The sequence below is a fragment of the Arthrobacter ramosus genome (genome assembly GCF_039535095.1).
In the GTDB taxonomy this organism is placed as follows: domain Bacteria; phylum Actinomycetota; class Actinomycetes; order Actinomycetales; family Micrococcaceae; genus Arthrobacter; species Arthrobacter ramosus.
Genome location: NZ_BAAAWN010000001.1, coordinates 4592416 through 4604082, shown reverse-complemented (window position 1 = coordinate 4604082; position 11667 = coordinate 4592416). Strand labels below are relative to the sequence as shown.

Below are 11667 nucleotides of genomic sequence, written 5' to 3'. Positions count from 1 at the left end.
GGCGGAGAGCATGTCCCTTGGATGGCCTAGTGGTTTCGCAACGCCGAGATCAGCTCGGATTTCTTCTTGCCTGAGTATCCTGTGAGCCCGAGTTCCTTGGCTCGGGATTTCAGTTGGGGCACGGTCCAGTCCTCATAGTCGCCCGAGGTGCCGCCACGGCGGCCGATTTCCTTGCGGCCTTCCTTGGCAGCGGCATTCGAGATTCTGGCGGCCTTTTCCTTCGAGGCGCCATCCTCCCGGAGGGTTTCGTACAGGTCCGGATCCTTGAGGCTGGGATTCTTCTTGCTTGGCATGCGTTCCTCCCGCGGTCAAGATCCTGGCTAAGACGGAAGCTCCATCCGGAACCCGCAGCGGCACTGCAACACTTTTGTCGCCAGGTACACGTCGAGAAGATCGACGGCGGGGTCCTCAGTGGACATTGGCGCATACACGCTGTGGAATCCGGTTCCCGAAATCTGCATGGGTTCGCCGCAATGGATGAATTCGCCGCCGAATTGAAGCATGCCCGATACCGTGCCTCGTTGGTTCAGGATGGCTGCGACATCCTGGAACGTCGCAGCATGGGCGTAGAACATATCGCATTCCACGCAGGTGTAAGCGACATCCACGAGCTCTGCCACCGGTGGTTTGAGTGGCTCGATGGAATCCAGGATGACGTGCTCGGCAGTGCGGCAAGTGCCGCACCAGATTCGTTCCGCTCTGGGGTGAGGTGCGCCGTTGGGAACGATCGGGTCAGAGATAGTCGGCATCGACTTAACTCCTTGAAGCGGGAAGTGCGGCTCCCGCGCGAGGCGGAAGCCGCACTTCGAGCGGATTTAGTCCTTCTTGAAAGCGTCCTTGACCTTTTCGCCGGCCGATTTCAGGTCGCTCTTGCTTTGATCCATCTTGCCTTCGGCTTCGAGCTTCTCGTTACCCGTCAGCTTTCCAGCCGCTTCCTTGGATTTGCCTGCGAGCTTTTCTCCGGCGTTCTGGATCTTGTCATCTGCACCCATGGACGTACTCCTTTTGCTGGTAAATGGATTGCTTCATTCCGCCAAGCGGTGTGGGGCCCGGCCGATGCGGCCAGGCGTCCTAAATGCTGTTGTCGGTCAAACGCCGTGTGACCTACGGCCGGACATGAAGCTGAGAAGCCAGCCGATGGCCGCGACGATCAGGAGGACCACGCCGACCCAGAGGAGCCAGCTCACGGCCTGCGAGAAACCGCCGACGAGCAGAAGAACGATTGCCACAACGCCTGCAATGATCAGAAGAGTGTTCACAATGACATATTCCTTACTTCAGGGGGACCGCCGGCAAGCGCCCGGTCCCTTGCGATGTATTCGATTGTCAGTTCGCTTGCGAACCGTGGTTCCCCACCAGGCCCCCAGACCCCGTACGAGGTCTTGCTATAGCGGATGCCGCCCCGGTTTCCGGGGTTTTCATCCGGAAGGGACCGGCACCGACTTCCTCCATGGTACTACTAAGCACCCTTATCAAATCAAGTACTAAGTACACTGATAAAAGTTTTTGGATATCGTCGTAGGGTAAACGGAAGGTCGTGCGCCGGTTTCCAGCGCACGCATCGGATGGTCGTCTAGGAGGAGAAAACGTGAAAGCATCGCAAACCCTGGCAGATCATCTCCAGCTGGTCCTCACGGATCTGATTGAACTCCAGCTCCAAGGAAAACAGGCCCATTGGAACATCGTGGGCGCCAATTTCCGGGATCTGCATCTGCAACTTGACGAACTCGTCGCGGCGGCCCGGGAGTTCGCCGACGAAACCGCCGAAAGAATGCGGGCGCTCCATGCCCTTCCCGATGGCCGGAGCAGCACCATCGCCGCCTCAACCAGGCTGGAGCAATTTCCCGCGGGATTGACCAAAACCAAGGACGCCGTGAAGCTGATCACCGACCGCCTGGAACGGACGGTCCAGACCATGCGTGATGTCCACGACGAAGTAGACGAAGAAGACCCCACGACGGCGGACCTCCTCCACGCGTTCATAGCCCGTTTGGAGCAGCTCGCCTGGATGGTCAGTGCCGAGATCATGTCAGCCAGTGCGTCAGTGGCAGACCCACAGGAAGCCTAGGAACCCGGGAACCCTAGGAACCCGGGAACCAGGCAAACGGCGCCGGGCATGCCACGGCTCCGCCGCAGCAAACCCGGCACGCCGGGCATTTCCCGGCGAAGGTCCGGCCGCGGATTCAGCTATCACCATCCGGACGGATCGCTTATCGCGGGTGGGGAGCGCAAGCGCCTTGACGCGCTGGCGATTCCTCCTGCCTGGGCCGACGTCTGGATATGCCCGTTCGCGAACGGGCATATCCAGGCAATGGGAGTGGACGACGCCGGCCGGAGCCAATACATCTACCATCCGGAGTGGCGGGCCCGCCAGGATACTGAAAAGTTCGCCCGGGCTGCGCGGCTCGGAGCCCTACTGCCGCAGGCGCGCCGTCTCGTCTCCCGCCATCTGCGGGAGTCAGCTTCGGAGAAGACCAAAACCTTGGCCGCGGCCGTGCGGCTCATGGATCTCGGTGCGTTGCGCGTTGGATCCGATGGCTACGCGCGCCGCAACGGCTCGTACGGGCTCACCACGCTGAGGTGCAAGCACGTAAAGGTCAACGGGGATACGGTTTCCCTGCATTTCCCGGGGAAAAGCGGTCAAACCTGGGATTCCACCATCGAGGACCCTGTGCTGGCCCGATTCCTCGGACCCTTGGCAGGCAGGACCGGCAAGGAAACCCTGTTGGTCTTCCAGGACGGTGAGGGCAGGGTCTCCCTGAATGCCGCGATGGTCAACGAGTACCTTCGCCACATCACAGGCGGCGACTACACGGCCAAGGACTTCCGCACCTGGAAAGGGACCGCGGCCGCCGGCATGGCGCTCGCAGGCCCTGCTTCGAAAGTGCCAGCCCGCCAACGAGTCCTCGAGGCGATCAAGCAAACCGCCGAACTGCTCGGCAACACGCCGACGGTGGCGAGGGCAGCCTACGTCGATCCGCGCGTCGTGGAGGGTTTCCTGGCCGGTGATCTCGAGCAGCTCAAGGCCACCGAGTCGGATATTGCGGCCTACCTGGGGTCATTGCCCTGAAAAATCTGCCCTGAATTAACAAGGAGCATGCTCCCCGTTGGCTGCGAGAGAGGGACATATCAGGAATATGTCCATCCCCGAGTGCCAAGGGAGAGCATGCTCAGTGGGGCTACTCGGCGTCGTGGTCCGTTTCGAGGATCTTCACGAGGCGGTCCAAGGCTTCGTCGGCTCCGGCACCCTCGGCGCGCAGCACGACGACGTCGCCGAATGAAGCTCCGAGGCTCATCAAGGACAGGATGCTGGCGGCGTCCATGGCGTCGTCGGCGGGCTCGCCCTCGCGGGCGATAGTGACCTCGATGTCCAGCTCGCCGGCGGCTTCGGCGAAGATGGCTGCGGGGCGTGCGTGCAGGCCGACGCGGCTGGCGATGGTGGCGGTACGTTCGGACATTGTTGCTCCTTCGATTGTGGGCTTGGGGAAAGTCTAGAGACCCAGCTCGTCCAGGATAGGAAGCTGGGCGCGAACGGCTTGGCGCGCGGCGGATGCACTCGGTGCGGCCAGCGCCGCCGTCGCGAGCTTTTGGGCTTGTGCCACGGTAATAGTTGCCAGGACAGCGGAAACGGCAGCCAAGGCGCGTGCACTCATGGAAAGCGTCGCGACGCCCAGTCCAACGAGTACGACGGCGAGGGCGGGGTCCGCAGCTGCCTCGCCGCACACTCCCACGGGCCGGGCGGCGCCGCCCGCGCTGGCGGCAGCAGCGCCGTCGGCGGTCAACTTCACGAGCTGCAGCACGGCTGGCTGCCAGGGATCGTTGAGCGTGGCGAGCGGGCCGAGTTGGCGGTCCGCGGCCATGGCGTACTGGGTGAGGTCGTTGGTTCCGAGCGACGCGAAGCTGACTTCGCGCAGCACGGAAGCGGCGGTCAGGGCAGCCGACGGGACTTCAACCATGACGCCGGGGGTGTTCAGTCCGGCGGCGGAGCAAAGGGAAGCGAAATGCGCGGCTTCATCGGCCGTCGAGATCATGGGTGCCATGACCCAGACTTCGGCCTGGTTGGCGGCCTCTGCCGCGGCGATCGCCGCCAGTTGACGTTCGAGGACTCCGGGGGAGGTGAGGTCGGTGCGGTACCCGCGGACGCCCAGCGCAGGGTTGGGCTCGTCCGCGTTGGTGAGGAAAGGCAGGGGCTTGTCCGCGCCGGCGTCGAGGGTTCGGACCACCACCTTTTTGCCCGGGAACGCGGCGAAGACGGCGCCGTAGGCGGCGATCTGTTCCTCGACTGTAGGTTCGTCGTCGCGATCGAGGAAACAGAATTCGGTGCGCAGCAAACCGACGCCCTCGGCACCGGCGTCGGCGGCTTTGACCGCGTCGGCGCCCGTACCGACGTTGGCGAGCAGCGGAACCCGGAAACCGTCGGCCATGACGTTGCTCCCGCTGAACGCGGCAATCGTAGACGCCTGGTTTGCCCAAGCCTTGGCAGCAAGCCGGAGTTCCTCGCCGGGGTCAACCGTGATGGTGCCGGCAGCACCGTCGAGGTAGACCTCGATACCGTCTCCAATCTCGTCGACTCCCGGGGCCGCGACGATCGCGGGCAGGCCGAGGGCACGGGCCAGGATGGCGGTGTGGGACTGCGGGCCGCCGCTCGAGGTGATCAATGCGATCACCTTGGCGGGGTCCAGGGTGGCGGTGTCTGCCGGGGCGAGGTCCTCGGCGGCCAGGATGAACGGAACGTCCGACGCCGGGATGCCCGGCGCGGGCAGCCCCCGCAGTTCGGAGACGATGCGGGCGCGGACGTCCAGGACGTCGGCCACGCGCTCTGCCATGTAGCCGCCGAGGGCCTTCAACGAGTCGGCAACCGTTGCAGCTGCCTCCCAGATGGCCCGTTCGGCGGTACGTGCGCCGCCTGGGGCCTCGGGGGAGAGGAGCCTGATGGCCGATTTCACCAGCATGGGATCGGCGGCCATCAGGGCTGTTGCTTCCAGGACCTCTTTGCCTTCGCCGGACGCTGTGGCGGCTCGGGCACGGAGCTCCGCCTGCACGGCCTTGGCGGCATCCTTGATGCGCTGGCCCTGCGATTCGACGGTAACGTCCGCAGGAATATTGACGTTCTCGTGGGGCTCTTGAACCGGCTTCGGCATCTGCCGCACCGGCCCCAGAACACGCCCGGGGGCAACGCCTACACCTGAAAAGGTCTGCATGGATTAGTCCTCTATTTGCTTGCTGACGGTGGGGTCAGGCTGCGACCGGAACCGGAGCCTGCTCGGCTTCGACCGGCTTCCGGACCGCCCAACGCTTCAGCGCGAGCAAGACCAAAGCGGTGATAACCATGCCAATGATGATCGAGATGACGAACATGGCCAGGTTTCCGATGGCGAAGAAGACGAAGATGCCACCGTGGGGAGCCTGAGAGGTAACGCCGAAGGCCATGCACATCGCACCGGTCACAGCGCCGCCCACCATACTGGCGGGGATGACGCGGAGCGGGTCGGCAGCTGCGAACGGGATGGCGCCTTCGGAGATGAAGGACGCGCCCAGCAACCAGGCCGCCTTGCCGTTCTCGCGCTCGGCCAGGCTGAAGCCCTTCTTGTTGAGCACGGTTGCCAGTGCCATTGCGAGCGGGGGAACCATGCCGGCCGCCATGACCGCAGCCATGATCTGCAGCGGGGCAGGGTTGGCCAGGCTACCGGCACCCAGGCCGGCTACGGCGAAGGAGTAGGCAACCTTGTTGACCGGGCCGCCCAGGTCGAAGCACATCATGAGGCCGAGAATGATGCCGAGAGCGACGGCGGACGCACCGGTCATGCCGGTCAACCACGTGTTGAGCTGCAGGGTCAGCCATGCGATGGGACCGCCGAGAACCAGGAACATCAAACCGGAGGCGACGATGGAGGCCAGGAGCGGGATGATCACCACCGGCATGAGGCCGCGCAACCAGCGCGGGACGCTGAACGTGCCGATCCAGTGCGCCGTGAGGCCGGCCAGCAGGCCGCCAACCAGGCCGCCCAGGAAGCCTGCGCCCATGAAGCCGGCAACAGCACCGGCCACGAAGCCGGGGGCGATGCCGGGCCGGTCTGCGATGCCGAAGGCGATGTAACCTGCCAGGGCGGGGACCAGGAAGCCGAGGGACAGTCCGCCGATCTTGAAGGCAACGGTGCCCAAGTACAGGGCGAGGTTACCGTTTGGAAGATCGAGCAACGTGTTGTGGGCCAGAATGTCATTGGCCTTTGTCCCTAGGGCAATGTCGTAGCCCGCCAGGAGGAAGCCCAAGGCGATGAGCAAGCCGCCACCGGCGACGAACGGGATCATGTAGCTGACACCGGTCAGCAGGACCTTCTTGACCTTGGTGCCGAGGTGCTCGCTGGCAGCCTCTGATGCATGTTCGGCGTTTTCTTCGGCGCCGAAATGCGGAACGCGATGGGCATGGGGGTCGGACGCGGCGGCGATGGCTTCCTGCACCATCTTGGCCGGCTCGTCGATACCGCGCTTAACGGGCGCGTTGATGACGGGCTTGCCGGCGAAGCGCTCCTTGCCGCGGACATCGACGTCTACTGCGAAGATCACGGCGTCAGCTGCGGCAATGACAGCCGGGTCCAACGCGGTGAATCCGCCCGAGCCCTGGGTTTCCACCTGAAGGTCGACGCCCATTTCCTTGGCCGCGGCCACGAGGGAATCGGCTGCCATGTAGGTGTGGGCGATGCCGGTGGGGCAGGCCGTGACGGCGACAACGCGCTTGGGTCCAGCCGGCGAAGCGGCACTCGCCGACGCCGGGGCGGCCTCGGCGACCGGTGCTGCCGACCCTGCCGCATGCGCAGCCGGCTTGTCGGCCAACGCGCCTTCAACCAGGTCAACGATGTCCTGCTCCGTGGCAGCCGCGCGGAGGGCCGCCGTGAAGTCCTTCTTGATGAGGGAACGGGCCAGTTTGGAGAGCAGTTTCAGGTGCTCCTGGTCCGCTCCTTCCGGGGCAGCGATGAAGAAGATGATGTCCGCGGGGCCGTCCTTGGCACCGAAGTCCACTTTCTGGGAGAGCCGGGCCATCGCCAGGGCGGGTTCGGTCACTGCGATTGAGCGGCAGTGCGGGATGGCGATGCCGCCGGGTACGCCTGTGGCAGTCTTCTGCTCGCGGGCGAAGGCGTCCGCGAAGAGCCCTTCAACCTCGGAGGCGCGCCCGGCTGCGGCAACTTTGCCCGCCAGGAAGCGGATGACATCGGCGGGAGAATCGCCGAGGTTCTGGTCAAGGGAGACCAGTTGGGGGGTGATGAGCTGGGTCACTGTTAGTCCTTCTGAAGGGCCGTGATGGTTACGGCGTCGGGAGTTGTTTGGTGGACCGCCGGGACAGTGGAGCCCGGCAGCGAAGCAGCGGCGGCACCATGTGCCACAGCCTGACGGAGGCAGTCCTGCGAGGTTCCGCCATTGGTGGCGGCCAGCAGATAGCCAGCAAGGGATGAATCGCCGGCACCAACTGTGCTGACGGCTTGGATCGGCGGATGCGTGGCGAACCACGCGCCGTCGGCGGTTACCAGGACGGCGCCCTTGGAACCGAGTGTTGCCAGTACTGCACCCACACCGCTGCCGACGACGGCGGCGGCAGCCCTGGCGGCAAGGCCCGGGTCCGATTCCAGTTCGTCAGCCGTGTGGACGTCTGTGAGGCCCGCTGCGGCGGCCAGTTCGGCCAGTTCTTCCGCGTTGGGCTTCAAGAGATCGGGCTTGCCGCTGATGTTGCCGAATGAATCGCCACTGATGGCGGCAACCAGCGGGGCCCCGGAGGAATCGATTGCGATAAGCGGCGGTCCGCCGTTTGCAGGATCGTCGTGCATGGAACGGATCCGGCGGGCGACCGTGGCGTAAAAATCCGCCGGAACTCCTGGTGGGAGCGATCCGGCGAGTACCACCCAGCTCGCGCCACGGGAGCGGTCCAGCAGCAGCCCGATCAGGGCTTCCTGCTCGTCCAGGCTCAACTCCGGGCCGGGTTCGTTGATCTTGGTGGTGACGCCGTCCGGTTCGGTGAGCGTCACGTTGCTGCGCAGCGGTGCACTGATGGGAAGCGCCGCGTAGGGGACGCCGTCGTCGAGCAGTCCAGCGAGGACGGGATCGGAATCCCCGCCCGGCAGGACCGCAACGGTGTCCAGGCCCGAGGCGACCAGCGCCCGGGAGACATTGACGCCCTTGCCGCCGGAATGCTGGTGGACGGCGACGGCGCGTTGGACCTCGCCGCGGGCCAAGGGGGCCGGGAGTTCCACGGTGCGGTCCAGGCTCGGGTTGGCGGTCAGGGTGACGATCATGCGATCACCACGTCGACGCCGGCCTCGGCCAAAGCGGCGGAAAGCTCTTCAGAGGGTTCGTGGTCAGTAATCACGGTGTCCACATCTTTCAGTGCAGCGAACTGGACCAGGGTTTCCGCGTCCAGCTTGGAGGAATCCGCGAGGACGACGACGCGCCGTGCGGACGTGACGAAGGCGGCCTTGACGGCGGCTTCTTCGGGGTCAGGGGTGCTGAGTCCGAACGTTGCGTGGATACCGTTGGCGCCGACGAAGGCGATGTCCGGGCGGAGCCGGGAAGCGGCCTCGACCGTGGACTGCCCGACGGCGGCCTGGGTGAGTCCGCGAACGCGGCCGCCCAGGATCTGGAGGGCGATGCGCGGATTGCCGGAGAGCCGTCCGGCGATGGGGATGGCGTGGGTGATAACCACCAGTTCTTCACGCGGGGCGTTCCCGTTGGAGGACGCCGTGCGCTGCGCGGTGCGCTGGTCCAGCAAGCGGGCGAGGGCCTCGGTAGTGGAGCCTGCGTCGATCAGGATGCTGCCGGCCGCGTTCTCGGGGATGAGGGCAAGAGCAGCCTCAGCGATGCGGAGCTTTTCCGGTTGGCGCTGGATGGCCCGCTCAACCACGCTTTCCTCACGGGTGCTGAGGCGGTCCGACGGGACTGCCCCACCGTGGACGCGGCGAAGGTTACCGGCGGATTCGAGGGCGGCGAGGTCACGGCGGACGGTCTCCGTCGTGATGCTGAATCGATCCGCAAGGTCCGTGACGCTGACCCGTCCACGCTCGGCGACGAGCTCGGAGATCAGCTGTTGGCGCTCCTCGGCAAACACATACCCTCCATTGCGTACAAGCTCTAGGTACACCAGTGACTGTGATCACATGATGTGGAATTGCTTGACTCTATCTTTGTTCATGTTGGTCTGTCAACAGAAAACAACATAAACAAAGATTTTGGGTTGGTTGGGGTTTGGCGAGGGGCGGTTGGGATGTGCTTTGAGGGCGCTCAAGGGCGGGGGCGTTGGATTCTGCTGGATCATTCGAAGGCGACGGCTCGCCAGCCCCGGAATGGCGGGGGCCGCGAGCCTGGATGCCGGAATGATCCAGCAGAATCCGACACGCGACGACGGATTCGACGACGGATTCGACGTCGGGCGGGCGCAAGGCCTGACGGGCGCGACCTCCGGCGGGCGCGACGATATAACCGGTCCGGCGCAGGCCTGGCCAGCCTGGATGGGTTGGTCAAGTAAAGGCTGGCTGCTCTATCGCCGGACCGGAAGGTGTCCTACGGCCACTCGATTTCCCGTGGACCGGGGTACTCGATGGGGAGGTTGTCCGGGTCGGGCGGATCGGGCAAGCGGGAATCGGGATAGGAACCCGTTTCTTGCCGATGCTTGTTCCTCTGTTGGCCCAGCTCATCAGACTCTTGCCGGGAGTCGTCCTCGGGTTGTCGCTGCTGCGTACTTTCAAGCTTCATGGTGCTTCTTTCGGGTAATGCTGCAAGTCGTTGGCTAAGCAGGTATTTCCAACTCGAACCCGCACCTGCATCTCAAGATCTTGGTGTGGAGATGGGCTTCCGGGGGAGAGCTGCGCGATCGGGGCGTGCCCGTCTGCTGTGCCCTGAAGCTTCGCAGTGCGGTTTTTACCTCACGGAGGGGTTCGCCGCAGTGGAAATAGTGGCTTCCGAACTCCAGGAGGCCATCCTGAATCCCCCGACGATTCAGGATGGCCCCCGCCTGCTGGACGGTGGCTGCGTGGCTGTAGGAAAACCCGCAGGAAGTGCACGTGTAGAACACGGCAAGCTGTTGGGAAGACCTTGGAGTCCGGGCCTGGATGGATTCGATGATCAGGTGCTTGTCTGTTCCACACCCGGCACACCAGAGGGGTGCAGCCCCGGGCTGAAGTGGTTCGTGAGGGATGGCGGATTCGGAGAGGGCCGACATCGGCTAGCTCCGCGCCGGTAACAGGCATTTGCTCATCAGGCAGCACCTTCACGTTGAGTGACATGGCGCCCGGCTGCTTGAGCGAAAACAGGCCGAAGGCTCGGCCTTTGTCCGGAGTTCTGCACGGACTGTAGAAGAATTGTGCACTCTGTGCCCTCGGCGCGCAAGACCGGCGGAGCGTTTGTCCAGGTGGTGGACGTTGTATCGGGACGCCCTTTTTCCTCCATTGCCAGTCTGCTGCTCGTAGACTGAGCCATGGACGAAATGGGCCTGAATGCCTCGGTAGTGGGACAACTCCAGGATTTGGTCATCGACAGTGAAGACGTCAGCGGCTTCCTCGAAGACCTTGCGGTATTCACGGCGTCGTCAGTGTCCGCTGCGCGCGGCCAGGACGTCCTGTGCGGGGTCACGTTGAGCCGACGCCGCCGATCGATGACGGTCGCCGGCAGCAGCCACGAAGCCCGCCTCATTGACGAAGTGCAGCAAGCCTACGGAGAAGGGCCGTGCTTGGAAGCGATGAGAACCGGGAAATCCGTACTCGTTTCGGACACGTCCACGGACTCGCAGTGGCCTGAGTACTGCTCCACCATCGCGGAGCGCGGGCACCTGGCCGTGCTCTGCGTCCCCCTGCGCCTGGAAGAGGGCGCGACGGCGGCGATCAACCTGTTCGCCCGGCAGCGCGATGCCTTCGACGAGGCCTCCATCCGCAGCTGCGAGCAATTCGCAGGCCAGGCAGAAAAAGCTTTGCGGCTGGCGGTCCGGATCGGTGCCAGGCAACAACGTGCAGAGGACCTTGAGCAGGCCATGCGTTCCCGGACCGCCATCGATCTGGCAACGGGCGTCATCATGGGCCAGAACAGGTGCAGCCAAGAGGAGGCCTTCCGGATTCTAAGCAAGGCCTCGAATGGCAGGAACCAGAAGCTGAGGGAGGTTGCGGAATCCCTTCTCCAATCCTTGACTAACGAAACGCCGGCCTCGCACTTCGAGCCTTAAGCGACTCCGCTAGCTGCGCTCCGCGATATTTTTGACGCTCTCCACGAGGCTGTCCCACATGCCCTTCGAATGCGCGGCTTCATCCGGGCTGGCGTTGTTGTCTTGCGCTAAGGTCAGCTTGGTCATCCCGTCTTCAGGCTCCAGCGTCCACGTCAGCGTGTGGTAGTTCTCCGGGGCATCGTCTTGGCCGGACAGCGGACTGAAATGGGTGTTTACCAGCCGCTTCCCGGGCTCGAATTCCAGGACGGTGCCCTTGTCCTCGTATTCCTTGCCTTGCCAAGTGCCGCGCCAAGCAATGGGTCCGCCGACCGTCCAGTCGGTGAGGACATCCGTCCCGAACATGAACTCCTTAATGGCCTGGGGGTCGGTGATCACCGACCACACGCGATCGGCGCTTGCATGGATCGTGATGGTTGAACTCGCGATGAAATTACCCGTCATGTCCTTCTCCTTCTGCAGCCTGCCCGGCGTCC

14 protein-coding genes are annotated in these 11667 nt (G+C 64.2%); 3 read left to right on the top strand and 11 right to left on the bottom strand.

The genetic code is table 11. The features are described 5' to 3' along the window. Positions 1-26 precede the first annotated feature (26 nt). The 4 genes from ABD742_RS21225 to ABD742_RS21210 form a co-directional block, all read right to left on the bottom strand. Positions 27-293 (bottom strand): DUF7218 family protein, encoded by a 267-nt coding sequence (locus ABD742_RS21225; protein ID WP_234754059.1) that lies wholly within the window; start codon positions 291-293, stop codon positions 27-29. Positions 294-320: 27 nt separating this feature from the next. Beyond that, complete coding sequence (locus tag ABD742_RS21220; protein ID WP_234754058.1) at positions 321-749, bottom strand: hypothetical protein; 429 nt, start codon at positions 747-749, stop codon at positions 321-323. Between the two features lie 66 nt (positions 750-815). After that, positions 816-992 (bottom strand): CsbD family protein, encoded by a 177-nt coding sequence (locus ABD742_RS21215; RefSeq protein WP_234754057.1) that lies wholly within the window; start codon positions 990-992, stop codon positions 816-818. 96 nt (positions 993-1088) lie between these two features. Then, on the bottom strand, positions 1089-1259 hold the full coding sequence (locus ABD742_RS21210) for a DUF2207 domain-containing protein (RefSeq protein ID WP_139359614.1): 171 nt from the start codon (positions 1257-1259) through the stop codon (positions 1089-1091). Between the two features lie 329 nt (positions 1260-1588). Between ABD742_RS21210 and ABD742_RS21205 the strand changes: the two genes are divergently transcribed. Together ABD742_RS21205 and ABD742_RS21200 are read left to right on the top strand one after the other, a co-directional pair. Continuing rightward, the gene (locus ABD742_RS21205; RefSeq protein WP_234754056.1) at positions 1589-2068 is read left to right on the top strand and encodes a Dps family protein; all 480 of its coding nucleotides are present in this window, start codon (positions 1589-1591) and stop codon (positions 2066-2068) included. Positions 2069-2116: 48 nt separating this feature from the next. Further along, positions 2117-3070 (top strand): DNA topoisomerase IB, encoded by a 954-nt coding sequence (locus ABD742_RS21200; RefSeq protein WP_234754055.1) that lies wholly within the window; start codon positions 2117-2119, stop codon positions 3068-3070. Between the two features lie 109 nt (positions 3071-3179). Here ABD742_RS21200 and ABD742_RS21195 read toward each other — a convergent pair whose 3' ends face one another. The 6 genes from ABD742_RS21195 to ABD742_RS21170 all read right to left on the bottom strand — a co-directional run bounded on the left by ABD742_RS21195 (position 3180) and on the right by ABD742_RS21170 (position 9735). Then, positions 3180-3458: an HPr family phosphocarrier protein gene (locus tag ABD742_RS21195; RefSeq protein ID WP_059388405.1), complete on the bottom strand. Its 279-nt coding sequence runs from the start codon at positions 3456-3458 to the stop codon at positions 3180-3182. A 33-nt stretch (positions 3459-3491) separates the two neighbouring features. Beyond that, a complete protein-coding gene (gene ptsP / locus ABD742_RS21190) occupies positions 3492-5201 on the bottom strand; it encodes a phosphoenolpyruvate--protein phosphotransferase (protein ID WP_234754054.1) in 1710 nt (569 codons plus the stop codon). A gap of 34 nt (positions 5202-5235) precedes the next feature. Next, positions 5236-7272 carry a PTS fructose transporter subunit IIABC gene (locus ABD742_RS21185; RefSeq protein ID WP_234754053.1) on the bottom strand — a complete coding sequence of 679 codons (2037 nt, stop codon included), beginning with the start codon at positions 7270-7272 and terminating at the stop codon, positions 5236-5238. Positions 7273-7274: 2 nt separating this feature from the next. Further along, positions 7275-8282 (bottom strand): 1-phosphofructokinase family hexose kinase, encoded by a 1008-nt coding sequence (locus ABD742_RS21180; RefSeq protein WP_234754052.1) that lies wholly within the window; start codon positions 8280-8282, stop codon positions 7275-7277. Beyond that, positions 8279-9091 carry a DeoR/GlpR family DNA-binding transcription regulator gene (locus ABD742_RS21175; RefSeq protein ID WP_234754051.1) on the bottom strand — a complete coding sequence of 271 codons (813 nt, stop codon included), beginning with the start codon at positions 9089-9091 and terminating at the stop codon, positions 8279-8281. The genes ABD742_RS21180 and ABD742_RS21175 overlap by 4 nt, the downstream gene beginning before the upstream one ends. A gap of 452 nt (positions 9092-9543) precedes the next feature. After that, on the bottom strand, positions 9544-9735 hold the full coding sequence (locus ABD742_RS21170; protein ID WP_234754050.1) for a hypothetical protein: 192 nt from the start codon (positions 9733-9735) through the stop codon (positions 9544-9546). Between the two features lie 721 nt (positions 9736-10456). On the opposite strand from ABD742_RS21170, the gene ABD742_RS21165 reads away from it, so the two are divergent. After that, positions 10457-11194 (top strand): GAF and ANTAR domain-containing protein, encoded by a 738-nt coding sequence (locus ABD742_RS21165; RefSeq protein WP_234754049.1) that lies wholly within the window; start codon positions 10457-10459, stop codon positions 11192-11194. A gap of 9 nt (positions 11195-11203) precedes the next feature. Here the strand turns inward: ABD742_RS21165 and ABD742_RS21160 are convergent, their stop codons facing one another. Further along, a complete protein-coding gene (locus tag ABD742_RS21160; RefSeq protein WP_234754048.1) occupies positions 11204-11635 on the bottom strand; it encodes an SRPBCC domain-containing protein in 432 nt (143 codons plus the stop codon). Positions 11636-11667: the final 32 nt, after the last annotated feature.